Genomic DNA, 25,216 nt, shown 5'->3' with positions numbered 1-25,216 from the left:
GAACACAACTAATACGGGTGGTATACTTTTATTTCTGTGGCGGGTAACTTATAATAACATACATGAAAGTCCACAGCTTCAGTAAAGACTGCAGTTATCTTACCCCCACAGGAATCAGGAAAATCGCAATACTCGGAGCCGGCCCTGCCGGTCTGTTTGCCTACAAAAGGCTCATTGAATCAGGAGCGCGGTTTGACATTGTTATTTTTGAAAAAACGGATCACCTCGGCGCCGGAATGCCCTACAGTGTGGATGGTGCCAACCGGGAGCACATTACCAATGTTTCGGACAACGAGCTTCCCGAAATTGTAACGTCGGTGTCGGAATGGATCAGAACGGTGCCTGCAAAAACCCTAGATCTTTTCGGCATAGACCCGGACAAGTTCCACGAGTATACCGTGCTTCCGAGATTGCTCTTCGGCATGTACCTGTCGGACCAGTTTGAGATCCTGCGCGGCCAGGCTGCGGCAGCGGGCATCAAAACCGAAGTTCGCCGGGGTTCAGAAGTGACGGATATCATCGACCATACCGAAGAAGGAAAGGTTGTAGTTGAAACCAACAACACCCAGTGTGATACTTTCGACTGTGTGCTGATCTGCACCGGACACAAGTGGCCGGATAAGCATGAAGGCGCCCTGCGCGGTTATTTCGACTCTCCTTATCCGCCATCCAAGCTCGGCATGCGGGTCAACCATCCCGTAGCCCTGACCGGCTCTTCGCTTACCGCGATTGATGCCATACGTACGCTGGCGAGGCACAATGGAAGCTTTTCCAAAGCAGCAAATGGGGCAGTCACTTTCACCCCTGACCCCGAAAGTCCGAAGTTCAGGATCGTCATGCATTCAAGAAATGGATTGCTGCCGGCCATCCGGTTTCACCTCGACGAGCCGCAGCTTTCCAGCGACTCGCTGCTGACCGATGCGCAGATTGCGGCGAACATGAAGCAGAATGACGGGTTTCTGTCACTCGACTTTCTCTTTGAGCAGAACTTCAAGATTGGCTTCAAGAAAAAAGATGCAGCTTTTTACGAGCGGATCAAGGACATGCAGCTGGAAACATTCGTGCAGATGGTGATGGACATGCGCGAAGGAAAGGATCCTTTCAAGTTGTTCATAGAAGAATACAAGGAGGCAGAAAAATCCATTGCCGAGCGAAAATCGGTTTACTGGAAGGAAATGCTCGCCGAGCTGAGCTATACTTTGAACTATCCTGCCAAGTACCTGTCTGCCGAAGACATGATCAGGCTTCGCAAGGTACTGATGCCGCTGATCGCGATCGTGATTGCATTTGTTCCCCAGAGCTCCTGCGACGAGCTTCTTGCCTTGCACGCGGCTGGTAAGCTGGACATTGTTACTGTGGGTTCAGACGGTGAAGTGAGGCCGCATCCGGAAGAGGGCGTGCTCTACCATTATACCGACGAACAGGGTAAAAAACACCGTACACGGTTCAAAACCTACATCAATTGCACGGGGCAGCCTCACATTGCATTTGAAGATTTTCCGTTTAAAAGCATGCTGTCCAGGGAAACCGTGAGCCGCGCAATGATCCGCTTCAAGTCGGCGGAAGCAGGCGCTCAGGAAAAAGAGCAGGAAAACAAGGACGTGGTGCAGAACATAGCGGGCGACTATTTCCTGACCGTTCCAGGCGTGACCATCAATGATTGTTTTCAGGTGGTCAATAATTACGGTGTTGCCAATCCGAGGATTTACATCATGGCCGTACCCTACATCGGCGGTTACAATCCCGACTACTCCGGCCTGGACTTTTGCGATCAGGCTTCCAAATGCATTGCGGATGCGATCATTTCCATGGCGGCGGTTACAGAAGAAGTTTAAAATCGTTCAAGGAGCAGCATTTCCGGAAGTTACAATGCCCGGACAATACTGCTCCTTGTTTGTTTATATTCAAAATACTTCCTACCCGGAATCCTTACCAGCATGCTGTTTCTCCTACGCAGCCTGAGTAGGGCTTTTTAGTGGTGAGGCTGCTAAATATTTCAAGTGCGATTCCAACATTTTATATAATTTTTTAAAATATATGGACGATTATTGAAGATAAAGAGGGGAAAAAAACGCAATTTGTGCTTTTATATATAACCTTGATGATTTTCAGTTTTTGCAATACGATAAGTCTCCTGAAAATCCGTTCATGCATTACCCACTTAAAGCAGCGCGTGATTTCCGGCGCTGTGATGTTGAAAGAAGCTGCAAAGCAATCCTGAAAACTTTCAAGTAAAACTCCCCTCACCAGACGTAGTCCTGTTCAATACCTGGGCTTGTACACGTTCCACTGGTGAAATGAACCTCTTTAACCTATGATAGATTTCAAGAACATCAGCTACCTGGCGCAAGGCTCCGACGACCAGAAGTATATCTATAACCTGCTGTGTAAAACCGCGATTCTGGACATCCTCGGCAAGCACGATCCTATTGTAGTAGGAACCTTTCCGCTGGACATTCATGTAGACGGTAGCGACCTAGACATAATATGCCATTGTACCGACACCCGCAATTTTGGCGAGTACCTGACCATTCATTTTGGCAAATACGATAATTACAAACTCCACTACCCCGACGACGTCAACCCTGAGGGTGTGATTGCGTATTTTGAAATAGAGGGACAGCCCTTTGAAATTTTCGGCCAGGACCTGCCCTCTGAAATGCAGATGGGCTACATGCACATGGTTGCCGAGTACCTGCTGCTCAGCAAATACGGAGAAGAGTTTAAGCGGGAAGTGGTTGAGCTGAAAAAATGCGGGCTGAAAACCGAGCCGGCTTTCTGCGAGCTGCTGGGCATTACGGGCGATCCTTTTGCCGGGCTGCTGGAATTCCATAATTAGCCCGGCAAAACTGGACATAGCGGATACATTCAGGCTACTGATGCGTGGCTTGAATGTTCCATGATCAGGTCGCGCGACTCCGCGGCAAGTTTGTCATGGCAGCCCGTGAGCTTTTCGAGATGCTCGTGGCACATCCGCCAGCATTCAGATTCTTCATCGACTTTGGCGAGCAGCGACTGGTACATGCGGATCAGCAATTCGTCGTGTTCAAGACAGCGGGAAATCACCATCCAGCAGTCCGCATCGGAATTCCCGGCCTCATCGTCAAGCAGCAGGATGCTCGACAAGTCACCATCTGTCAGGCAGCATTTCAGGGATTCGTACAGCTGGCGCATTTCGCTTTGGAACAACAGGGATGTCATGTAGCAGCTGCCACAGATTACCCGCAGGGGACGTGTTGTATCCAGTGCCATCGCAGCCCTGAACAATGCTTCCTGCCGCTTATGCATCCGCCAGATGCCCGCGACTTCTTTTACGATATCTTTTAACTCGTCCATTTTAATAGCGTTCTATTCATTGCCAGCGTGACCTATGCGGAGGTTTTCTCCGGCAGATTGCATCACGGATCTCTATGGCATCCTTGGTACTCCCAGCCTGAATTTTGGGCAAAAGCTTCACAATATCCGTACCAAATAGAGCAATATCCGGCATGCTCAGTGTGTGCAGGAATAAATGGGAATGCAGTTGCAGAATATCTGATGATTACGGGTCCAAGGGTCAGATACCACTGAAAGTCTGGGTGCCTGGAATGGTTCTTTTACGGCCAGCCGGTTGTCCTTTTCTCGGCATTACCCTACGCAGACGAACAGCTATGTCACAAAGAGAAGTTTATTTTGTAGATGACGACCCCGACCAGCGAAAAATGCTCCGTGAGTTGTTCAAGGCCTGCCTGCCAGGTTATACGATTCGGTTTTTTGATTCAGGCCAGGCGCTTTACCTGCACCTTGTCGCCATTTCAGCAGATAACTACAATGGTCCTTTGCCCGGTTTGTTGTTGATGGATCTCCACATGCCAGGAATTGATGGCTACAATTTGCTGAAACTGGTCAGGCACCGGATTAATCACCAGAATATTAACTGGTCCAAGGTACCGGTTGTGATCTTTACCAATTTCGTTACCGGCACACAGATCAATGAATGCTACGAAGCAGGAGCAAACTCGGTGATGGTGAAACCGCTTAAAGCTGACGACCTCATGGATATGATGAACGTCACCTGCAAGTACTGGCTCCAATACAATCATTTATAATCTCCACAATCCCCTAAGCCATTATGCCTTCACAGGTTGTTATTGAATGTTGCGACGCGATCAAGTCACGTGAGCTGACGATCGCATTTGCCGAAAGCGCTACTGCGGGCAGGATGTCTGCAGAATTTTGCATGTCACCGGCCTCCGGCCAGATTCTCAAAGGAGGGCTCGTGTGCTACGATGCTACCCTCAAAGTTGACATACTGAAAATCCCCAAATCATTTATTGAAGAACACACGCCGGAGTCGGCTGAGGTAACTGAAGAACTCGCCCGGCGGCTGGGCGGACTGATACCATCGGACATTCAGGTGGGTGTTACTGGACTTACCACACCCGGCGGAAGTGAGTCGGAAACCAAACCTGTCGGGAGCATTTTTCTGCACATCTGTATGCCTGGCAAATCCATTCCGGTGTTCCGCGTATTTGAGGGGGAGCCTGAGCAGATCGTGCTTCAGGCGATAGACCTCGCTGCACAAACCATTCTTGAAGAATTGAAATAACAAAGCTGTTTGACCTAAAAAAGCGAAAGCCGGAAATCAGATTTCCGGCTTTCGCTTCTTTAGGTCAAGGTTACTGGTTATCATTCAACCGAAGCTTCCTCATTCACATAAGTTTCTGCAAGTCCTGTCAGCAGCTGATCCGTCTGGCCTTCTTCATCCAGCGTTTGCTGAAGAAGGTCGGCTACTTCGGTTTGTCCCAGCGTACGTGCCAGGTTTCTGAGTGTACCGTACGATGCAATTTCATAATGCTCCACTTTCTGCGCAGCCATGATCAGACCGCAGTCACGAACCATCGTACCTTTGTCTGTGCTTTCAATAATTTCCTCAGCCTCAGCGATCAGTCCCTCCATCGCAGCACATTTTTTGGCCTGTGCCTTCTTCCCTACTTTTTCGAACACCTGTTCCAGGCGGGTGATCTGCTCTTCGGTTTGTACGGTATGTGTATCAAATGTAGCTTTCAGCTCTTCTGATGTAGCATTTTTCGACATTTTAACCAATGCTTTGGCCAGGTGTTTCTCTGCCCAGTAAATATCTTTAAGACCATCTACGAAAAGTTCTTCCAATCGTGCACTTTCTGTTGAAGCAATCTGGTTCTTTGGTTTGCTTTCTGAGGTTTTCATGTTTTAATGGTTTTAGTTTCGGCCGGTTGCAGTAAATATCCGTACCAGCCCATACCCCCGCCACCTCTTATAAAAAGGATGTACCCCTGCCCTGCTGCTGTACATGTGATGTAGAAAAGCGTGGAATCCATACCATGGTAGCGCGCTACGCGATGGTATGTTTTTTGAGTCACCATGCGGCAATTACAATTTACCCCACAAACTTTTTTTGTTCCGGGTGTTGCCTGAACCCGGCATTGGACCACGATATGGAAGAGAAAAACTATGCAGGCCTCATTCCTGACGAGCGTGAAGGATGGGCAATTACGGCGGTAAGCCGGCAAACCGAACCAGACGAAGCAGCTGCCAGAAGCCTGTTTGAACTTGCCGAGCAGCGCCTGCGGGATGTAAACCAATGGGGAAGCCTGCTAAAAAGCAAGATGGCCGACTTCCAGCTGACCGATACGTCCGGGAACGATGTCAGCGGATCAGTTTCAGAAGGACAATATTTTAAAATAGATATTCTTGGCCCGGGAACGACCAGCGGCCAGGGCTACGATTGGGTAAGGGTGGAAGCAGTTGCCAGGTTTGAGGAAAATGCGATAGAGCATGTGGCTATGAGGGTAAGGCCTGCTTCCAACCCTTCCAATAACAATACTGAAACGGCACACTTTTATTCAGATAAAGCTACGAGCACCTTTACGATTACGCGGGAAGGTACTACGGTGACTGCAAGTATCTACGACCGCAATACGGATGTCAACAAGGATGGCGAAACGCTGCTGGAAAAAGCAAGGAACCTCATCGTAGGGGCATTCGGGAAGCTGGTACTTTCGAAAATACAGTGGCAGGACCTGACCGACGGCCTAATCAGGCGGTAAAGCAGTTACCACCGGAACTTCATCTTTTTACTAAAAACAAAAACAATGGCTACCAACACGGCAAAAAATTACGCACTCGTTACGGGTGCAACAAGCGGAATCGGCTATGAACTGGCAAGATTGCTCGGCGATGCAGGTTATAACCTGATTGTCGTAGGCCGCAATCCGAATGAAGTGGAAGCGCTCGCCGTTGAACTTCGGGAGAAAAACATTGACGTAGTACCTATCGCCAAAGATCTATTCGACCGCGAAAATGCATTTTCATTGTATAGTGATGTGAAAAGCAGGAACCTGCCGGTGGAAATCCTGGTCAATGATGCAGGGCAGGGTTTGTACGGAAAGTTTCAGGATACCGACATTGACCGCGAACTGGAAATCATCGACCTGAACATCGCTTCACTGGTGATCCTCACCAACTGCTTTTTGCAGGACATGCTTGCGGCGGGTACCGGCAAAATCCTGAACCTGGCGTCCATTGCCAGCCGCCTGCCTGGTCCATGGCAGTCTGTATACCACGGCACAAAGGCTTTTGTGCTTTCATTTTCCGAGTCGATCCGCGAAGAACTCAAAGATACCGGCATTACCGTGACCGCGCTGATGCCCGGGGTGACAGACACCGATTTCTTCAACAAGGCGGATATGAACGACAGCAAGGCAGTTCAGGATCCGGATAAAATGGCTGACCCTGCTGATGTGGCCAAAGATGGGTTTGATGCCATGATGGCCGGAAAAGACAAGGTAATTTCGGGTCTTAAAAACAAGCTGCAGGTCGGCATGGCCAACCTCGTCAGCGATACCGTAGTAGCACACCAGATGAATGAGCAGCAAAAACCCGTAGACGAAGAATAACCCGCAATATGATAGATTCGAACACGCTGGAACAGGCGACGATCCATGCAGCCCGGCTCGGCAACCTGGAAGTACTCCGGGAGCTGGTGGCCCGGAATGCCAATATGAATGTGCAGGATGACCGCGGGTACACACCCCTGATTATTGCATGCTATAACAATCACCGCGAAGCTGCGGAGTTGCTACTGGATGCCGGCGCAGATGTAAACAAACAGGATTTTGGGGGAAACAGCGCACTGATGGGTGTTTGTTTCAAAGGATACCCTGACATTGCAAGTCTGCTGATCGGGCGCGGTGCAGATCTCAACCTTCAGCATGGAAATGGTGGCACGGCGCTGATGTTTGCAGCCATGTTCGGGCGCAATGAGCTGGTAAAGCTGCTGCTCGAACACGGAGCCGACCGCAACATCCTGGACTTCCGCGGAATGTCTGTAGTGGACCTGGCGGTACAGCAGGGCAATGAAGAAGCCGTAGCATTGCTTCAGGCCTAAGCTTCTCTTTTGTACATCAATAAAAAACCCGCATATCAATATGCGGGTTTTTTATTTTACACCTACGCTATTACGCGGGCACTTTCCGGGGCTTTTCACGTTCCCAGAAACGATGCTGCGAAATGGCCGTAATAAACTGGCTGGCAACTTTTTCAAGATCGGAGCCAACGATCACACCTTCCATCAATACACTTTCGTCAGAATAATCAGCAGGGAGCTTTCTGCCGAAATTCGTTGCCTGCAGTACCTGGATTGCGCCTGCATCCGCAGCGACCGCTTTGCAGTGTTTGAATGCCTCATTGAGAAAATGAATGGCGTCCGGCTCCGCCTCAATGGACGCTGCACTGTTGATTCCACCCGGCACATACACGGCATCATAAAATACCGATGCGGCCGTCAGGAATGTATGATCAACCGCAATTTTGGTATCATTTTCGGCTTCAACAAAGTTCTGCCGCGGCGCAATGATCTCCACAACCGCGCCGGCTGCTTCGAGCGCATTTTTGACCGTAGTTACAGAAAGCTCGTCTACCCCATCCGCAGCCAAAAATGCGATCTTGCGCGTTTCAATGGTATCTTTTACTGTATGCTCCATGCTCAATGCTTCGGACTTCAGCAGACTGCCTTCCACCATGATCGGATCATAGTCGGCAGGATCAGCATCCGCAGGCATGCTGTGGTTAACAGGCAAAGCCGGATCAGGCGGTACCGGAAGACGCAGCTGATAAGCCACGCCGGCAGCCAGGCTCTGATCAATGAGCGACAGGATACCCAGCATGCGTTCACGGATCGCAGGCGTGATGCATTTACCCAGCTCAAAGCTGAATGCATCAATCATATGGTTTTTCTCAGGATCGGACTGGCTGTTGAAGAAAAGCCGCGCCTGACTGAAATGGTCAAGGAAGCTTTTGCTCCTCGCCCTCACCTTCCGGCCGTCCACCCGTTCGGGGTATGAGGTAAACCCTCCTTCCGATGCCTTGGCCTGCACCGGGTAATTACCGGCAAGCAGATTGGGATTGTAGCTCGTTTTGCCGCGATTAATGGTCTGCCGCATGTAGCCATCACGCTGATTGTTGTGTACGACACCCAGCGGCCGGTTGATCGGAATTTCCTGGAAGTTGGGGCCCCCAAGACGGATCAGCTGTGTATCTGTGTAGGAAAACAGGCGGCCTTGCAGCAGGGGATCATTGGTAAAGTCAATACCCGGAACAACATGTCCCAAATGGAAGGCTACCTGCTCGGTTTCCGCAAAGAAATTGGTGGGATTCCGGTTCAGCGTGAGCTTGCCGATGCGCTGTACCGGTACCAGCTCCTCGGGGATGATCTTGGTAGGATCCAGCAGGTCAAACTCAAACTTGAACTCATCCTCCTCGGGCACGATCTGAACACCCAGCTCCCACTCGGGATAGTTGCCCATCTCAATGTTGTCCCACAGGTCGCGGCGGTGGTAATCCGGATCTTTACCGGAAATATTCTGCGCCTCGTCCCAGGCTACCGAATGCACGCCTAGCAGTGGTTTCCAGTGGAACTTGACAAAACTCGCCACACCCTCCGCATTGACAAACCGGAAAGTATGTACCCCGAAGCCCTCCATCATCCGGTAGCTCCGCGGAATAGCACGGTCGCTCATGAGCCACATGATCATGTGCGACGACTCAGGCATGATCGAAATAAAATCCCAGAAAGTATCATGAGCCGAAGCTGCCTGTGGGATCTCGTTATCGGGCTCAGGTTTTACCGCATGCACCAGATCCGGAAATTTGATTGCGTCCTGGATAAAGAATACGGGCATGTTGTTGCCGACAAGGTCAAAATTCCCCTCCTGGGTATAAAACCGTACGGCAAAACCACGTACATCCCGGGCCAGGTCGGTAGAGCCGCGGGAACCTGCTACGGTTGAAAACCGGACAAATACGGGAGTTTCCAGCGAAGGATCACCCAGGAACTGTGCACGCGTGACGGACGACATGGATTCATACACACGAAATACGCCATGTGCACCCGCACCGCGGGCATGTACCACGCGCTCAGGGATACGCTCATGGTCAAAATGCGTGATTTTTTCCCTGAAAATAAAGTCTTCCAGCAAAGAAGCGCCCCGATCGCCTGCTTTGAGCGTGTTCTGGTCATCATTGATCCTCAGCCCGGTATTCGTGGTCATCATCTCACCGGCAGGAGTCTCTACATGAGATTCAAGCGACTGGGTTTTGTCATTGTCTGGTTGAGCGGGATTGCTCGGTTGGTCGTTGGACATTTGGTTATGGTTAGTTCATGGAAGAATTTACAGCTAGTGTGTTCAGCCCTGCCCCGCTGGCATGCTTTTGAATAATGTCAGCCCACAAAGAAATTTCCTAACAATGGATGTAATAGAAATCATAGGACTTGTAGCGGGAATATGCACCTCGTCGGCCGTTCTCCCCCAGCTGATCACAACTGTCAAGAAGAAAAAAGCCAGCGAGGTTTCGATGCTGATGTTTATTGTTATGCTTACCGGAAATGCCCTGTGGGTATATTACGGTATTGATAAAAAGGACGTCCCGATTATTGCCACCAACGTCTTCACCATCTGCCTCAATGTTGCGATGCTGTACCTGAAAGTGAAATACCGGAACAACGCCTGATCTTACTTGTAAGCTACGCGGTAAATCACACCATTGGTATCGTCGGTAAAGAGCAGTGAGCCGTCTTTATGCACAGCCACACCTACCAGGCGGCCAAAGTGCGCGCGGTTGTTGTCGACAATGAACCCGGTCACGAAATCTTCAAAACGAACCGGCTGCCCATTCTCGAAATGTGCGCGTACAATTTTATAACCCACCGGCGAGCTGCGGTTCCAGGAGCCGCGCATGGCGATAAATGCGTCATTGCTGTAATCACCGGGAAACATCGAGCCTGTGTAAAACGCCATGCTCATCGGTGCTGAATGGGCCTGGTAGGTAAGTGCCGGCAAGGTCGTTTTTTGCAGGTACTGCGCATAGGTGGTATCTCCCTGCGGACGGTCGCCCGGGTTATATTTTCCTTCACCATAGATATACGGCCAGCCATAGTCTGCTCCCTGCTTGATCTGGTTTAGCTCTTCTTTTTGCTCATTATCACCCAGCCAGTCAATACCATGGTCCATTCCCCAGAGCTGTCCGGTTGTGGGATGCCAGCCGAAGCCGATCGTGTTGCGCAGGCCTTTTGCAAAAACCTTGCGGTTGGAACCATCCGGTTCAGCACGGAGGATCGTTGCGTTTTCAGGGTTCGGCTCGGGGCAGGAGTTACAGGTACTTCCTACAGTCAGGTACATTTTCTTGTCAGGACCAAATGCAATGGTGCGGTTTGGATGCTGCCCGCCGTCAGGCAGGTCGCTGATCAGCATTTTAGGCTGCCCCAGGGTTCCGTCCCCGTTCATGTCGGCCACATACACTTCGTTCACTGCTACCATGTACATTTTGCCTTCATAAATGTGGAGGCCATGCACCTGCTTGATGTTTGCCACGGTCTTTTTGTCCTCGGCCACGCCGTCTCCATTCTTGTCACTCAGCATCACCACAATACCCGCTTCCCGGTCGGATACGTACACGTTTCCGTTGGCATTCACTGCCAGAATACGCGGCTTGCCCACGCCTTCGGCGAATTTGGTGATGGTAAATCCTGCGGGTACTTTCAGTTTTGCAACATTGGCGTCGGATGCAGGCTGCACGGCCGGGTAGAATACGAACCCTTCAATCTGTGACGAGGTGGGCTCATCATCAGTTTCCGGGATAAACGTATCCCAGAAATCGTCTCCATCCTTGCACCCTACGGCAAGCATTCCCGTGAGTGCACATAGTGCTGCTGCCTTTACCCACGACTTTGGCATTCGATAATTGTTTTTCATTGAGCTGTTCCTGGTTTGTTGATTAATCCATCCCACAGCTTTTTAAAAAACCATTCCCTTGATAAATCCGTAACCCCTACCCGGGTGTTGCGCCCATTACAGCTCATTGTTGCGGCGGGCAGCCTCGTCGGTCAATGCGGCGATGGGACCATCCGTAGCATGGGATTCGCTTTCGGCGCCGCTTTGCTGCGACCTGTTGTCGCTCTTGGGCAGAAACCGGTTTGCCAGCTGCGTGAGCGTGGTGAGTGAGCCTGGCGCAATGCCATTCAGGGCAATAGCTGCCCGGGCCGTCAGCGTAAGTACCACTTCATTTTCCCCATTGCTGATTCCCTCCACGATTTCGGCAGCAGCTTTGGCAGCATTCTGAGAGAGCAGCGGAAGTGAATCAGAAAACTTGAACCAGGCATATTCTCCCTCGTGATCACCCTTGACCGACACATTGCGCGGACTGCCCGTACGCATCAGGTTGGGAATTACGGTAGTAACATGAATGTGGTCCTTTTTCAGCTCGGCGGCAAGTCCTTCCGAAAGACCTACCATCGCAAACTTGCTGACGCTGTAAGGCAGCATGTGCGGTACTGCAATTTTGCCGCCGATCGAGCAGATGTTGGCAATGCGTCCGCCACCCTGCGCCCGGAAGTGCGGCAGTACCGCCTGGATGCAATGCAGTGCCGACCAGAGGTTCGCATCCATCACACGCTGGTAGTCGCTCAGCTCCATGGTGTTCTCGGGTCCCAGCAGCATGGTACCCGCATTGTTGATCAGCAGATCGAGCCCGCCGAAGTGAGCAATGACAGTCTCCACCACTTTCTTCGCATCTCCCGGATTGGTAATATCCGCACTGATGGCGAGTACCGGTACATTCCGTCCCTGCAGTTCCGCTTCTGCCCTCTGCAGCTGGTCACCCGAGCGGGCGCATATGGCGATGCGGGCACCCTGGTCGCCCAGTACACGGGCAAGTTCAAGTCCCAGGCCGCGGGAGCCGCCGGTGATCAGCACCGTTTTTCCCTCCCATTCCACCCGGGTCATTTTCTGGTAAATGGTGCGCGCAAGCGCCACCACACCCGCCGCTGCCAGCGTGGCAAGGAGCGTTCTTCCGTGGTTCTGTATCAGGTTGTTTCCTTGTGTACTCATGGTTTTCGAATTGATCTGAAAGTTCGTTCTACCCTGTTTTTGCATAACAACTATTCCAGCAGCTACCTGTTACGTGCTATGGCGCTTCGTACGGCACGATATTTGACTTTGCCTCGGGTATCTTGGCTTACGATGAAAAAAGAAGACATTCACCTTTGGGACGTTAAACGCATACTGTTTGGCGAGGCACCGGCCGAGTTTATGGTCGAGGTTTTTTTCAGAACACTTTTTATTTATATCGTCCTGATGGTCACCGTCAGGATGATGGGCAAGCGCCTGAGCGGCCAGCTGACCATTTCGGAAATGGCAGTCATGGTGACGCTCGGTGCTATTGTTTCACCCGCCATGCAAACGCCGAACAATGGATTGCTGCAGGGTGTGCTCATCCTGGCTTGTGCATTGGTATTCCAGCGCGGGCTCAACTACCTGGAATTTAAAAACCGGAAGCTTGAACGACTGGATCACGGTGAGTTGCGCATGGTTGTGAAAGACGGCGAAATCCTGCTCAATGAGATCAACCGTTCCAAACTGTCGCGCCAGCAGCTTTTTGCAGCCCTGCGGAGCAGATCCATTTACAACCTCGGCCAGGTCGAACGCATGTATGTCGAATCCTTTGGCCTTTTCAGTGTTTACAAACTTGAACCACCCGTAGCCGGACTGTCGCTCCTGCCGCCGGGCGATGATGAAGTACAGGAAATACAGGTTCCCGTGCACAACCGCGTGGTATGTACCAGCTGCGGCCATGTACGCGACGATGCCGGCGACGCCGACTCCTGTCCGCTGTGTACCAGTGACAACCGGGTACCAGCCATGATTTACTCCTAGAACTATTGACTGATTGCAATGATGAATAACCAGGCTCCGCCGATCCGCTGGAATGATTGGGCGCGCATTTTCTTCGGCGAAGTACCTGCCGGCTTTTACATTGAAGTAGTGCTCAGGACACTGATCATTTATGTACTCCTGATGACGGCCATGCGGCTTATGGGAAAGCGGATGGCTTCCCAGCTCGGGCAGAACGAAACGATTGCGATGGTGTGCCTTGCTGCGGCCATCGGTATACCCATGCAGGCACCGGATCGCGGGCTGATTCCCGCATTCATCATCGGGATGATTGTGGTGGTGGTACAGCAGGTGATCGCGTCGAAAGCGGCCAGGGATGAAAGCTTTGAGGCACTCACGCAGGACAACTTTGACACGCTTGTGTCAGAAGGCGTACTTCAGCTCGACTGTATGCTGGAAACGCGGCTGACGCGCGAACGCATTTTCGGCCAGCTCCGCAATGACGGCATTCATCATCTCGGGGAAGTGAAACGCGTGTACCTGGAAGCAAACGGCACTTTTACGATCATCAGGAACAGTCCGGCAATTCCGGGACTATCCGTGATTCCTCCCTGGGACGAAGAATTTCTAAAGAAAAAATGCAGGGAAACCGGAGAGCTGGTTTGCCACAGCTGCGGCACCCGGCGCAATGAGCAGGAACCCAAAGGTGATAACTGCGAGGTGTGCGGCGCCAATGACTGGATGGATGCCGTACTCTGACCATGTTCCGTTTTTGTAAAATTAACATACATATAACTATCCAAAATGACTAGAAACCGCCTATTGACAGGATTAATGATGTTGCCGGCCTGGTGCCAGGCGCAGGTAGCGCCCCGCGAAATCAAGGAAAACTTCTGGTACAAAAACAGCATCATCTATAACCTGGAAGTAGGTGTGTTCAAGGATAGTGACGGGGATGGAAAAGGTGATTTCAATGGTTTGATCGACAAGCTGGATTACCTTAAAATGCTGGGTGTCGACGCGATCTGGCTGGCGCCTTTTCAGCCATCGCCCGGCCAGGACGATGGGTACGATGTCGCCGACTTTTATGGTGTTGACCCCAGATTGGGAACCAGCGGTGACTTTGCGGAATTTATGCATCAGGCACAGAAACGCGGCATACGCGTCATCATGGACCTGGTGATTAACCACACGTCCGATCAGCATCCATGGTTCAGGGATGCCCGGACAAGCAAAACTTCCAAATACCGCGACTGGTACGTATGGTCGGCCCAGCGGCCCAAGAATGCTGACAAGGGAATGGTATTCCCGGGCATTGAAAAAGAAGTATGGACCCTGGACAAGCAAACGAACGAATACTTTTATCACCGGTTTTACACCTTCCAGCCCGATCTCAACTACTCCAACCCTGCCGTGATGCGCGAAAGCCAGCGCATCATCGGGTACTGGCTTAACCAGGGCATTGCGGGGTTCCGGCTGGATGCGGTACCATTCATCATCGAGGTGCCCAAATCGAACATTGATAAACCCGAACTCGACTTTGATTTCCTGACTGATATGCGCCAGTTTGTACAATCCCGAAAGGCCGACGCTACCATCCTGGGAGAAGCGAACGTTGAACCCTCGGAAAATGGCAGGTACTTCGGCAAGCGCGGCGAGGGGATACAGATGATGTTTAACTTTTTTGCCAATCAGCACCTTTTCTACGCACTGGCCACCGGCGAGCTCGAACCCCTGAAGTCGGCACTGCTGCAAACGAAAGAGATACCGGATGCCTCCCAATGGGCTAACTTCCTGCGTAACCACGATGAGATAGACCTCGGAAGGCTCACCGACAAGCAGCGGCAGCAGGTTTATGATAAATTTGGTCCTGACAAGAATATGCAGCTGTATGACCGTGGGATACGACGCAGGCTGGCGCCCATGCTCAGCAATAACCGCAAGCATATTGATCTGGCATACAGCCTGTTGTTCTCCCTTCCCGGTGCGCCGGTGATCCGCTATGGCGAGGAGCTGGGTATGGGCGATGACCTGAGCCTTAAAGAGCGGCTTTCCGTGCGCACACCTATGCAATGGAATGGTTCAGCCAATGCAGGATTTACCACGGCAGATACGGCTTTCAGACCGGTGATCAACTCTGGGCCTTTTGGTTTTCAGCAGGTCAATGTAGAAAAGGAATACCGCGACCCTGCTTCCCTGCTCAACTGGATTACCATGCTGATCCGTCTTCGCAAGTCGGCGCCCGAGATTGGATTAGGGTCCTATACTTTACTCAACTGCAAAGCTCCTTCGGTACTGGGCATCCGGTACGACTATGAGGGGCAAAGCGTGGTGGTACTTCATAATCTCAGCGACAAACCGGCAAAAGCGACATTTACATTGGACAAAGCAGATAAGCTTTACGACATGATCAACCCGGCCCAGGACCAGACGACTCCCAAAGGCAAGGCCGACATTGCCCTTGAAGGATACGGTTTTAAATGGTACCGGATCAACCGGGTACTCCCATAAAAAAGCATGGCATCCCGGATCCGGGATGCCATGTTAACTTTCATGATATTGCTTTTCAAGCCAGGTTCAGCGGGATTTTCTTTCCCGTGCGGGCAGCCTCGTAAATGGCCATGAGGATCTTTACATCGCGCAGGCCCATTTCCCCGGGTACGCGGGTAGGTTTCTTGTTGCGGACGCAATCTGCAAAATCATCCATCTGGAGAGCCTGCTGGTTTACCGCTGCAAATTCGAGTTTATCGAGGCTTGTTTTTCCTTTGATTCCGTCGTAGCCATAGGCGGGTTCCAGTTCATACCAGCCTTTTTCCGCTTCTACCCTGAGCAGGTTTCCGGATTCGGCGTAGCTGGTGTGACAGTTGGCCATGGCTCCTCCCGGAAATTCAAGCTGGAAATCCATGGTCTGTTCAACTTCGCCAAACCTTTCCACGTCCGTCTTAGCACCTTCTTTCGCCATCACGCTGACGGGATTTTGCCCCATCGCGTAGATAGATCCCTGCACACAATACACCCCAAGGTCCATGACGGGTCCGCCGCCTGCCCGCTCGCGGTCGAGACGCCAGGCGCCTTTTTCCATTTCCTGGCTGTCGATAGCCAGCACTTTCTTAATTTTCCCGTGTACCTGTTCTTTTCCAAATTTAGCGATGGTCAGGTTGTGGGGTTCAAAGTGCAGACGGTAGCCGATGGAGAGCATCTTACCCGCATCCTTACACGCCTTTATCATCGCTTCGCAATCCTTCACCGATGTGGCCATGGGCTTTTCACAGATCACATGCTTGCCCGCCTTTGCAGCCCTGATGGTGTACTCTGCATGCATGGAATTTGGCAGTACCACATATACAATGTCAACATCCGGATTGTCTTTGATCTTGTCGAAGTTCTGGTAGTTATAGACGTTTTTATCCGGAATCTTGTATTTTTCCTTCCACTTGCCGGCTTTTTCGGGGGTACCTGTCACAATCGCCGTGAGTTTGCAGCGCTGCGTTTCCAGCAGTGCCGGCGCGAGTTGCTCTTCGCTGTATTTCCCCAACCCTACAAGCGCCACACCCAGCTTTTTGTCCTGGTTAAAAGCCGCGTTTTCCTGCCCTGCTGATGACGCAAGCACATCATTTCCTGCAAGTACTTCATAGCCCAGCATGCTCAGGCCGGGTACCGCCATGGCAACCTGCCCTGCCTGCCGGAGAAATCGTCTCCTCTGATGATAAAAATCCATGTTCGTTAAATGATGAAGTGATGAAATAATCACCAGCACACCAGAAAAGGTCATGCCACTTGGCCATACAAACGAGCATTACAAAAGCTACGCAGGTAGCTGCCTGCCATCCCCTGCCCGGCCCGAACCTGGCACCGGGACGCTTAATTTTTATCGGAGCACAGCTGCGTTTTCTGCAAGCCAGGCGGCAAATGACCGGAGGGCGGGATTTAACATGCGGGTACGATCCACGTTTCTTGCGGCACAAAACGGCACCTCATAATCCTGGTAGAAACGGAACATATTGGCAAGATCGTCTGATCCCGGAAAGCCCAGTGAGCGATATACATCGCACGGTATATCGTTGTAAGTCACATCTTCGCCAATTACATCACTGTACATTTGCGCCATTTCCGCGCCGGTGAGGTGTTCACCGGCAATGCCCACCGTCTGCCCGATCATCGCCTGCCCGGCTTTGAATACACCATAGGCGCACCGGCCGATGTCCTCTGCCGCAATCCCCGCCAGCCGTCGGTTTCCCAGCGGGAGTGTTAGTGCCCACTTTCCGGCAGCATCGCGCTTCGGTCCCATTCCAAGGTTTACAAAATTGTCCCAGTAAAACGAAGTGAGCAGGAAAGTGACGGGCACACCCGCTTCTGTAAAAAACCGGTTGGCTTCTCCCTTGGCATCAAAGTGCGGTACTTTGTACCGGCCCATCAGTGTCGGAAAGTTCGGATCCTGAGGGCGGATCAGCGCACGGGTATCTTCCAGCGTCGACCATATCGCATGTTCAAGTCCGGCTGCTGCGGCTTCCTGCGCCATGGTTTTTGCCTGCATAAGCTCTTTTTCAGGTGAAAAATGCTCCCAGAAAAACGTCACAAAGTAAGCGGCGTAAGCTCCTCTCAGCACCTGGCGCACTGACTCCGGCTCATTCAGGTCGCCAAATACCACTTCCGCTCCTTTCATTGCCAGTACCCGGGCTGCCTCGCTGTCGGGATGGCGGGTGACGGCGCGCACCGAAAAAGTACGCTCGGGATCATCCAGGATGGCGTGCGCAAGGCCGCCGCCCTGCCCGCCCGTAGCTCCGAACACAGCAATTGTTTTCTTACTGTTCATTGTAAGTAATTGATTTTCATGGCTAATGATTGTTACATGGGTTGGCATAGCTCCCCGGCTCTATGGCGTAGGCGGCAGCGGTGCAGGTACTGCATTGGACACGGGTTTTATTGATTTCAGGTAGGTAAAAATCGCCTTCATATCGGGATCGCTGATCTGTGCATAGTTAGGCCACGGCATGGGCGGAAGCAGCGGCCTTGTATTGTCCAGCCCTTTGTATTTACCCTGCCGCATTGCTTTTGTAAATTGCTGCAGCGACCAGCTGCCGATGCCCGTCTCATCGGGTGTAAGGTTGGCAGCAAAGGATACGCCCCAGGGGCCGGCGGCTGCGGTATTCTGACCATTAAACAGCACCCACTGGCCAGTTTTGACGATTTTGCCATCATACGCCGGAAGTTGCTCGCGGCTGTCATAGCCGGAAAGATACCGATCCATATCAGGCACAGGTCCCCGTGCAGTCAGCTTTTTTGGAGAGTGGCAGTCGCCACAGCCGATCATGGTCACAAGGTACCGGCCACGCTCAATGAGTACTTTGTCGGGCAGCGGCTTGTGCAGGCTGGTTTTACGTTCGGTGTTTTTCTTTGCGGCATTATCAGCGCCGCCGGTTCCCGAAAAGGCACAGAGCAGCCACACGGCGGTACATGCCGCCAGCAAGTTTGTTTTCATTGTTTTAGAAAAAATTAGGAAGTGAATGGTTATACCCTGCCCATCGCCCTGCTACGAATGCGGGCGGCTTGTACGATCAGGTAAGAAAAGTTTACCGCCTCAAAGTGCGGAAGTGCTGGTTGACATCCTGGTATACCAGTGTAGGGACATCATTTGAAAACTCTTTGAAATCACGGATGAAATGCGCCTGGTCTGCATACCCGAAATTGTACGAAACATCAAGCCAGTTCGGCGTCGCAGCCGTTTGCTGAAAGGATTCATACGCGTGCCGGAACCGGATAATACGCTGGTACAGCTTTGGCGAGGTGCCATAATGGTCTTTGAAACTCCGTTCGAGCTGCCTCTTGCTGATCGACAGGTGTGCGCTCAGGCTGTCCATGTTTACATTTCCATTTGCCTGCCTGATCAGGCGGAGCGCCTCATAAAGGTAGCTGCGCTCGTTTTTCAGCGACCGTAGCCGGCCTGCCAGAAAGTGCTCTGCCTGCGTAACAACCTCCTGCATGTCCGTGAGTCCATATACGTTCGCGACAAACCGTTCAATATCCCGCCCGAGCAGATTGGAAAGTTCGGTGAAGTGGTTGAACATCGCTCCCAGCGAGACGTTAAAAAGCTGCATGGATTCCGGTTTAAGCCTGATCCCGAACTTCCTGCCCGGCCCTACTGCTTTCCACTGCACCGTGTCCCGGTATATTCCCACAAAAAATGCCTGCGGCAGTTTCTGCCACCGACCTTCAAACAAGGCATATGCACAATTATCGTCCAGGTGGATGATCAGTTCCAGGGCACCAAACGGCATGCAGCGCTGCACGGGAGATTCCTCCATTCCGTTAGTGGTTTCGAAATGGTGCAGCCAGTAGCATTCCACGTAGGGCTGCAATGCAGCAGACGGCTTAACTTCCTGGTAACTTGTTGCCATTGTAGCAGTTATGTCTTGTTTGGGAACGTTTGGTAAATATAGGGAGAATCAGCAATTTTCAACAGCTACCGAACCGCAGTGGCCTCCAGTTCTACCTGCAATTGTGGAAATGCCAGTGCATTTACCTCCGTAAGCGTACTGGATGCTACACAATCCGATGCCCTCAGCCGCTCGATTACCTGACCGTAAGCCGCAAAAAATTGCTCGATGGAAGTGGTGTAAAAGTTCAGGCGGACAACGTTTTTCATTGAGTAGCCTGCTTTCGAAAGTACGGTTTCCAGGTTGTCGAAACTCAGGTCGATCTGTCCGCTCATGTCTGAGGAAAGCGGCGTACCATCAGCCTTCATGGCGGCTTGGCCGGCGCAGTACAGGGTGTGCGTTCCGTGTGGTATTTCGACGGCCTGGGCATACCCCAGCTGGTCCTGCCATTTCCAGGGGTTAACGAGTGATTTTTTCATGACTGGCTATTTTGTTTTGTTTAAACTACATGACAAAAATAGCCAGCTGAACAAGCCTGGTATTGAAGAAAAACGACATCCCCATAAATCTTTGCTGAAAATTTTTAAACAGCAAAATTTCCGGTTCGCGATCAGGAAAGCGGTTCAGGACGGGGCGCTGTTCCGGCAGGACGTGAATGGTCGTCGGGCAGCGGTATAAAGTCATGGTTGTCCGAAGGCGGAAGTAAAATCCTCCCCTGTTTCCAGTCCTCTTTCGCCTGCTCAATGCGCTCCTTACGGGATGAAACAAAGTTCCACCAGATGAAGCGTTCACCCAAAGGTTCTCCGCCGAGCAGCATCACCGTGGCACCTTCCCTGCTGGTGATGACGGGATCATTGCCTGGTCCGAAACACAGCATGGTACCCGGCCGGTACAGCGTACCTGCCACCTCCACACTCCCTTTGACCACGTATGCCGCACGCTCGGTATATCCGCCGGGAACGCCGAAACGCGCGCCGGGTTCCAGCAGCACATGCAGGTAAAACAGGGGTGAGCTCGTGGCAACCGGACTACTGAGTCCGTATGCCTCGCCCGCAATCTGCCGCATCCATATTCCCTTATCGGTAAATACCGGAAGCTCCCCCGCACCGTAGTTGCGGAAAGAGGGCATTGCCTCCTCGTCTTTTTCAGGCAGCGCTACCCAGGTCTGGATCATTTCCAGACCACCTGCCAGTGCAGCCGGGTCCTCGAAACGTTCGGAATGTGCAATGCCACTGCCGGCAGTCATCCAGTTGACCTCCCCCGGCCTGATCACCTGCTCCACACCCAGACTGTCACGATGGGTAACCTGGCCGCCGAAAAGGTAGCTGACAGTAGAAAGACCGATATGCGGATGCGGCAGCACGTCCAGGGAAGAAGGATTGGCGGGAACCTGTGCAATGGGACCGGCATGGTCCATGAATATGAATGGTCCTACCATCCGCCGCAACCGGAACGGAAGGATGCGCCTGACCATCACGGCCTCGCTGATGGCTGCCTTCCGGGCTTCAATGACAAGATCGATCATGTTTTTGTTTTTTCACTAAAATGGCCGCTTTCCGGCGAAGGTTCCCGGAAGCGGCCATTTTACTAATCTTCAGCGGATCAAAGTTGTTACCAGCCCGACAATCTGAAGTTTCTGCGGGATTGTGCAAAGTAGAGCCCGGCCGTAATGATCGCAATGCTGCTTACCACCGCCAGTGCTACTTTAAGACCACTTTTCGATTCCGGCAAACTTACCACGCCGGAACGGTTTGTAACGGCCGGCTCAGCTACATACCGGCCCTGGCTTGGTACGGCACGATCAGCGAAGTTGTAGGCGAGCTCCATGAGTTGCTGGCCCATCTCGGCTTTTGACATCGGCTTGCCGTGACCCGTAGCTACTACTTCGGGAGACAAATCAGCCAGCGTGTTCACGGACTTTTCGGCCTGGTACCAGTCGCAAGTGAAATATTTGGGTGGGCCGGATACTACCTTCCGCTGTGTGATGACATGCAGCAAAGATTCCTGCTTCGTCGTTACAAATGCATCCCCTGCAATCAACACCTTATCATTCTCGCGCCACAGGCTGATGTGACCTGGGGCGTGACCCGGCGTATGAAAATACTTCCAGCCCGGCATAAACGGAATTTCTCCGCTCAGCGGCAGCGACTTGGCAGCATCTACAAGGTCTATCGGATCATTTGGGTACAAGCCCGACATCCAGGCCATCATCCCTCCGCCAACGCTGGGATCAGCAGGCGGGTATGCAGACCGCCCGGTCAGGTAAGGCATTTCGAGCAGGTGGGCATATACGGGCACATGCCACTCTTCCAGTATTGCTTTCAGGGAACCAACGTGATCAAAGTGCCCGTGTGTAAGTATAACTGCTGTGGGAGGGACATTTTCCCCGAACAGTTCGGCCGCTGCCTTTTTGATTTTAGGAAATGTTGTTTTAAGACCTGCATCAACCAATGTCCAGGAATTGTCCGGATTGGCGACCAGGAACACGTTCACGAAAATGTCCTTGATTCCCCAGACATGCTCCGCAACTTTAAAAAATGTATCCTGATGAATTTCGGCTGTTTTCATAATATTAATATTTTTTTGGATTCGATTTGGCTAAAAGTATGCCAGCGCACCTGGCTGTCGGTTAGTTTTCCTGTAAAGCTTTATATTTCCCTGCCCTCGGTAAGCCGGGAACAAATGCGTACCTGGCACTTTTTCAGGCACAACATCAGTACCGCTGCATAAACCAGGTGAGCGGGAATAAGGTGGAACAGGTAATCGTAGCGCTGCCGGTTTTCTTTTGCATAAAACCGGAACATGGTACGCCACGCAGCCACTGAGGCCATGCCGGTAACCAGTCCCAACCTGCCGGCATCGCCAGCCATAGCCGACTGGCTTGGCTTTCCTGCTTCTGACAAGGCATACAAGGCCGCCCATACCCCTCCCATTGTATAATGAGCAGCCCAGCCCGAAGCCCGGCTGCTTCGCTGGCTAAGGGCTTCTCCAATGATCGTGGCGAGCAGCTCAGGCTCTTTGTAGTTTCTTTTCAAACCCGATGAAAGTCCGTAGCTGAACAACGTCATGGCCGAGGTTGCCGCCGAGGACGCACACAGGTATTTAGATATTTCAGACAGAACCATAACACCTGGCATAAACGGCCATACGCCGCGAAAATTGGTTTTAGCGTTTTTAAATCACTGCGTTGGTAAAATCCTGTGCCGAACACTTTACGCAGGTGCTGCTTCCGGCAGCCTGCGGCATACCGCACCGGTTGCATACAAGCTTGTCAACCGTGGTAGTCACCTGCTCAATGAAGTCGCGGTCGCCACCTGGCAACACGCCCAGTCCGGGACTCACGTCAATTTCTTTGATCATCGTAAAGCTGCCGCCTGCCTCGAAGTACAGCCGCTTTACCTCGCCCAAATGCCTGATTCCGTTACTGCGCAGCTGCGCAAAGGCCCGCTCCCGGGTAATACCCGAGTCCTTCATGGCGGAGAGTTCAAGTACGCTGTCACTGACCAGGATATCCATATTACCCTGGGTAACAGACTCAAACTTCTTGTTACGGGAGGAAAAACGCGCAGTCAGTTGCTGAACAAGTACGACCACCACCGCAATAACCGCTGCTGCCAGAATGCCCCGGTCGGGTGCCTGCAGGGGAACCCCGATGGCCGCAGCCAGGGATACAAGCGCAATCATTTCGTTCCGGCTCAGCTGTGATGCCATCCGCTTGCCCATGAGGCGCATGGAAATCATCAGTACAAGGTAGATGACCGCAATGCGTACGACTACCTCCCAATAAAAAGCCGCAGGCACATCGCCCAGGAACATGCGCTGCCAATCACCCAGATGTATGTCTTCCTTTTTCATTGTTCCTGCTGTTCAGTTTCAGCCAGGTAAGAAATGCTTGCATCTTTCCACTCATCTTTCCCGCATTCCGGGCATACTTCTTGGCTTTCTGCCCGGTCGGAAACTTTTCCACAATAGGCACACACACATACCCCATCCGCTTTCTGCTGTGCATAGGCACCAATGGTGGAATCTGCAGACGGAAAGAGCAGCAGGCCAGGTGCCGGTTTTTGTCTTGAGTAAATGCTAAAAATGCCACAGGCTTCCAGGTACACACGATCTATTTCACCCAGGTTGTAAATGCTTTTGCCGCGCAATGCAGCATAGAGCTGCTCCCGGGAGACTTTGGTTCTCGCCATTTCTTCGACCTGAATAATACCGTTGCGGACAAGCACGGTAAGCGTACCCTGACTGATTTTTTCAAACCTGGAACTGTTATATTCGAGCCTGTTCAGCCCTTTTTGAAAGATCAGGGCACATATCAGGATCACGGTACATACCAGCAGACCTGTTTGCGGCATTTGCATACCCGGAGAAACAATGGCACCGAGGGTAACCATCACCGCCAGTTCGGAAATGGTGAGCTGCCCGCCCATGCGCTTGCCCATGAACCTGACTATTACCAGCAGTACAGTATAAATAATAAGCGTCCTCAGCAGGATCTCGAGCATAAATTCGACGGGCGTCTCGCCGAACAAGATCCGGTACCAGTCGCCTGGTTTGATATCTTCTTTTTTCATAAAAATAATAAAGTAACAAGGATGAATGTGCCCGCTCAGTATTACCGGCAAAGGAATTAGGTACTCCGGAACACGGCGCCATGGATTAATTTCTGTGCCAGCAGTTACCAGCCTGCGTATTCCCCACTTTGTTGCTCGGCAAGCGCGACTAAATGCCAGGTGCTGGTATAATTTTGGTGTGAAGCGCGGCCGACCCGGCAGCGGCGGACCTGTCGCAGCGGCACCACCGACGGCACTCAGGTGCAGGGTAACCAAAGTCAATTTGCCGCGCCCTGCCGGTCTGAGGCTTGAAGCACATTGCTATGAAATCGATCGAAATTTGTTCCATTGACCAGTTTATCCGCGAAATACTTGAACTGCAGACCAACTGCTTTGACTTCTTCATTTTCCGCGGTCAGCGTATTAATGCACCGCTTGTACCTTCCCTGGCCAGGTACCATTACTTTGACGGGATCGACGCCGTGGAGAGGCGGATGCTGGTAGAGCTCAAACGCATGGGTAAGATGATGCTGCCCGGGGCCGTGTCCGAAGATTGGGAGCTCCTGATCCTTGGCCAGCATTATGGATTGAAGACCAGGCTGCTGGACTGGTCGAGCAACCCGCTGGTTGCCCTCTATTTTGCGATCCGCGATATTGATGATTCTGAAACTCCCTCGTACGTTTATGCATTTATGGGAAACAATGAGCAGGTGATTGATAAAGATGATATCCCGAACGACCAGACGGGTATTTCTCCTTTCGAGATCAACGAGCTGAAAGTACTTCGTCCTTCGCTGAACAATGAACGGATCATTGCGCAGTCGGGCTGGTTTACGGTTCATCCTTACGATAATGAAAAGCACGGCTTCGTGCCTATGGACCAGGACGACGGGATGCGTGGCCGCGTAACGGAATTCATGATCGTGCCGGGGATCAAGGCGAAGCTCATGAGCCACCTCAACATGCTGGGCTTCAATGCGCAGACGATGTTCCCCGAACTCGCGGGATTGTGCCATTATCTCAACTGGCAGTACCTCTCAAAGGCCGAAGTGTGACGACTGCGTGCATGTATATACGTTATAGCATGAAACAAGCTGTATAT

General features: G+C 51.9%; 27 protein-coding genes. 12 read left to right on the top strand and 15 right to left on the bottom strand.

The features are described 5' to 3' along the window. Positions 1 to 62 precede the first annotated feature (62 nt). Positions 63 to 1,835 carry an FAD/NAD(P)-binding protein gene (locus tag HWI92_RS05100; RefSeq protein WP_204661273.1) on the top strand — a complete coding sequence of 591 codons (1,773 nt, stop codon included), beginning with the start codon at positions 63 to 65 and terminating at the stop codon, positions 1,833 to 1,835. A gap of 479 nt (positions 1,836 to 2,314) precedes the next feature. Continuing rightward, a complete protein-coding gene (locus HWI92_RS05095) occupies positions 2,315 to 2,839 on the top strand; it encodes a DUF4269 domain-containing protein (RefSeq protein WP_204661271.1) in 525 nt (174 codons plus the stop codon). Between the two features lie 29 nt (positions 2,840 to 2,868). Here the strand turns inward: HWI92_RS05095 and HWI92_RS05090 are convergent, their stop codons facing one another. After that, positions 2,869 to 3,336 carry a hypothetical protein gene (locus HWI92_RS05090; RefSeq protein WP_204661269.1) on the bottom strand — a complete coding sequence of 156 codons (468 nt, stop codon included), beginning with the start codon at positions 3,334 to 3,336 and terminating at the stop codon, positions 2,869 to 2,871. 314 nt (positions 3,337 to 3,650) lie between these two features. Here HWI92_RS05090 and HWI92_RS05085 point away from each other — a divergent pair, with 314 nt between their 5' ends. Beyond that, positions 3,651 to 4,088, top strand: a complete 438-nt coding sequence (locus HWI92_RS05085) for a response regulator (protein ID WP_204661267.1) — start codon at positions 3,651 to 3,653, stop codon at positions 4,086 to 4,088. A 23-nt stretch (positions 4,089 to 4,111) separates the two neighbouring features. Then, positions 4,112 to 4,588 carry a CinA family protein gene (locus tag HWI92_RS05080; RefSeq protein WP_204661265.1) on the top strand — a complete coding sequence of 159 codons (477 nt, stop codon included), beginning with the start codon at positions 4,112 to 4,114 and terminating at the stop codon, positions 4,586 to 4,588. 80 nt (positions 4,589 to 4,668) lie between these two features. Here HWI92_RS05080 and HWI92_RS05075 read toward each other — a convergent pair whose 3' ends face one another. Then, on the bottom strand, positions 4,669 to 5,208 hold the full coding sequence (locus HWI92_RS05075; protein WP_204661263.1) for a YciE/YciF ferroxidase family protein: 540 nt from the start codon (positions 5,206 to 5,208) through the stop codon (positions 4,669 to 4,671). Between the two features lie 248 nt (positions 5,209 to 5,456). Here HWI92_RS05075 and HWI92_RS05070 point away from each other — a divergent pair, with 248 nt between their 5' ends. The 3 genes from HWI92_RS05070 to HWI92_RS05060 are packed head-to-tail and all read left to right on the top strand — an operon-like array spanning position 5,457 to position 7,408. Then, positions 5,457 to 6,068, top strand: coding sequence for a hypothetical protein (locus HWI92_RS05070; RefSeq protein ID WP_204661261.1), 612 nt, complete (start codon positions 5,457 to 5,459; stop codon positions 6,066 to 6,068). A 45-nt stretch (positions 6,069 to 6,113) separates the two neighbouring features. Beyond that, positions 6,114 to 6,917 carry an SDR family NAD(P)-dependent oxidoreductase gene (locus HWI92_RS05065; RefSeq protein WP_204661259.1) on the top strand — a complete coding sequence of 268 codons (804 nt, stop codon included), beginning with the start codon at positions 6,114 to 6,116 and terminating at the stop codon, positions 6,915 to 6,917. 8 nt (positions 6,918 to 6,925) lie between these two features. Next, positions 6,926 to 7,408 carry an ankyrin repeat domain-containing protein gene (locus HWI92_RS05060; protein ID WP_204661257.1) on the top strand — a complete coding sequence of 161 codons (483 nt, stop codon included), beginning with the start codon at positions 6,926 to 6,928 and terminating at the stop codon, positions 7,406 to 7,408. Between the two features lie 70 nt (positions 7,409 to 7,478). Here the strand turns inward: HWI92_RS05060 and HWI92_RS05055 are convergent, their stop codons facing one another. Continuing rightward, positions 7,479 to 9,662 (bottom strand): catalase, encoded by a 2,184-nt coding sequence (locus HWI92_RS05055; RefSeq protein WP_204661255.1) that lies wholly within the window; start codon positions 9,660 to 9,662, stop codon positions 7,479 to 7,481. Between the two features lie 103 nt (positions 9,663 to 9,765). Here HWI92_RS05055 and HWI92_RS05050 point away from each other — a divergent pair, with 103 nt between their 5' ends. Continuing rightward, positions 9,766 to 10,029 (top strand): SWEET family sugar transporter, encoded by a 264-nt coding sequence (locus HWI92_RS05050; RefSeq protein WP_204661253.1) that lies wholly within the window; start codon positions 9,766 to 9,768, stop codon positions 10,027 to 10,029. A 2-nt stretch (positions 10,030 to 10,031) separates the two neighbouring features. Here the strand turns inward: HWI92_RS05050 and HWI92_RS05045 are convergent, their stop codons facing one another. Together HWI92_RS05045 and HWI92_RS05040 are read right to left on the bottom strand one after the other, a co-directional pair. After that, entirely contained in the window at positions 10,032 to 11,270 is a 1,239-nt protein-coding gene (locus HWI92_RS05045; RefSeq protein WP_204661251.1) for a PQQ-dependent sugar dehydrogenase, read from the bottom strand. Positions 11,271 to 11,366: 96 nt separating this feature from the next. Further along, entirely contained in the window at positions 11,367 to 12,404 is a 1,038-nt protein-coding gene (locus tag HWI92_RS05040; RefSeq protein WP_204661249.1) for an SDR family NAD(P)-dependent oxidoreductase, read from the bottom strand. A 132-nt stretch (positions 12,405 to 12,536) separates the two neighbouring features. Here HWI92_RS05040 and HWI92_RS05035 point away from each other — a divergent pair, with 132 nt between their 5' ends. Genes HWI92_RS05035 through HWI92_RS05025 form a run of 3 tightly spaced genes read left to right on the top strand, consistent with a single transcriptional unit; the run spans position 12,537 to position 15,698 of the window. Continuing rightward, the gene (locus HWI92_RS05035) at positions 12,537 to 13,229 is read left to right on the top strand and encodes a DUF421 domain-containing protein (RefSeq protein WP_204661247.1); all 693 of its coding nucleotides are present in this window, start codon (positions 12,537 to 12,539) and stop codon (positions 13,227 to 13,229) included. 18 nt (positions 13,230 to 13,247) lie between these two features. After that, a complete protein-coding gene (locus HWI92_RS05030) occupies positions 13,248 to 13,946 on the top strand; it encodes a DUF421 domain-containing protein (RefSeq protein ID WP_204661245.1) in 699 nt (232 codons plus the stop codon). A gap of 45 nt (positions 13,947 to 13,991) precedes the next feature. Then, a complete protein-coding gene (locus HWI92_RS05025) occupies positions 13,992 to 15,698 on the top strand; it encodes an alpha-amylase family protein (protein ID WP_204661243.1) in 1,707 nt (568 codons plus the stop codon). A gap of 55 nt (positions 15,699 to 15,753) precedes the next feature. Here HWI92_RS05025 and HWI92_RS05020 read toward each other — a convergent pair whose 3' ends face one another. From HWI92_RS05020 to HWI92_RS04975, 10 genes are all read right to left on the bottom strand, one after another. Then, positions 15,754 to 16,905, bottom strand: a complete 1,152-nt coding sequence (locus HWI92_RS05020) for a Gfo/Idh/MocA family protein (protein WP_204661241.1) — start codon at positions 16,903 to 16,905, stop codon at positions 15,754 to 15,756. A 150-nt stretch (positions 16,906 to 17,055) separates the two neighbouring features. After that, complete coding sequence (locus HWI92_RS05015; protein ID WP_204661239.1) at positions 17,056 to 18,000, bottom strand: NmrA/HSCARG family protein; 945 nt, start codon at positions 17,998 to 18,000, stop codon at positions 17,056 to 17,058. 60 nt (positions 18,001 to 18,060) lie between these two features. After that, complete coding sequence (locus HWI92_RS05010; protein WP_204661237.1) at positions 18,061 to 18,666, bottom strand: diheme cytochrome c-553; 606 nt, start codon at positions 18,664 to 18,666, stop codon at positions 18,061 to 18,063. Positions 18,667 to 18,757: 91 nt separating this feature from the next. After that, entirely contained in the window at positions 18,758 to 19,582 is an 825-nt protein-coding gene (locus HWI92_RS05005; RefSeq protein WP_204661235.1) for a helix-turn-helix transcriptional regulator, read from the bottom strand. A gap of 65 nt (positions 19,583 to 19,647) precedes the next feature. Next, the gene (locus tag HWI92_RS05000; RefSeq protein ID WP_204661233.1) at positions 19,648 to 20,040 is read right to left on the bottom strand and encodes a RidA family protein; all 393 of its coding nucleotides are present in this window, start codon (positions 20,038 to 20,040) and stop codon (positions 19,648 to 19,650) included. A 131-nt stretch (positions 20,041 to 20,171) separates the two neighbouring features. Next, positions 20,172 to 21,086: a pirin family protein gene (locus HWI92_RS04995; RefSeq protein ID WP_204661230.1), complete on the bottom strand. Its 915-nt coding sequence runs from the start codon at positions 21,084 to 21,086 to the stop codon at positions 20,172 to 20,174. Positions 21,087 to 21,172: 86 nt separating this feature from the next. After that, positions 21,173 to 22,129: an MBL fold metallo-hydrolase gene (locus HWI92_RS04990; RefSeq protein WP_204661228.1), complete on the bottom strand. Its 957-nt coding sequence runs from the start codon at positions 22,127 to 22,129 to the stop codon at positions 21,173 to 21,175. 80 nt (positions 22,130 to 22,209) lie between these two features. Continuing rightward, entirely contained in the window at positions 22,210 to 22,686 is a 477-nt protein-coding gene (locus HWI92_RS04985) for a hypothetical protein (protein ID WP_204661226.1), read from the bottom strand. Between the two features lie 49 nt (positions 22,687 to 22,735). Further along, the gene (locus HWI92_RS04980; RefSeq protein WP_229248919.1) at positions 22,736 to 23,416 is read right to left on the bottom strand and encodes a DUF421 domain-containing protein; all 681 of its coding nucleotides are present in this window, start codon (positions 23,414 to 23,416) and stop codon (positions 22,736 to 22,738) included. After that, positions 23,413 to 24,135: a DUF421 domain-containing protein gene (locus HWI92_RS04975; protein WP_204661225.1), complete on the bottom strand. Its 723-nt coding sequence runs from the start codon at positions 24,133 to 24,135 to the stop codon at positions 23,413 to 23,415. Before HWI92_RS04975 ends, HWI92_RS04980 begins: the two co-directional genes overlap by 4 nt. 302 nt (positions 24,136 to 24,437) lie before the next feature. Between HWI92_RS04975 and HWI92_RS04970 the strand changes: the two genes are divergently transcribed. Continuing rightward, positions 24,438 to 25,169 (top strand): FRG domain-containing protein, encoded by a 732-nt coding sequence (locus tag HWI92_RS04970; protein WP_204661223.1) that lies wholly within the window; start codon positions 24,438 to 24,440, stop codon positions 25,167 to 25,169. Positions 25,170 to 25,216 lie beyond the last annotated feature (47 nt).

The sequence above is a fragment of the Dyadobacter sandarakinus genome (assembly GCF_016894445.1).
In the GTDB taxonomy this organism is placed as follows: Bacteria; Bacteroidota; Bacteroidia; order Cytophagales; family Spirosomataceae; genus Dyadobacter; species Dyadobacter sandarakinus.
The sequence above is the reverse complement of the archived record's forward strand: the minus strand, read 5'-3'. Positions and strand labels throughout refer to the sequence as shown.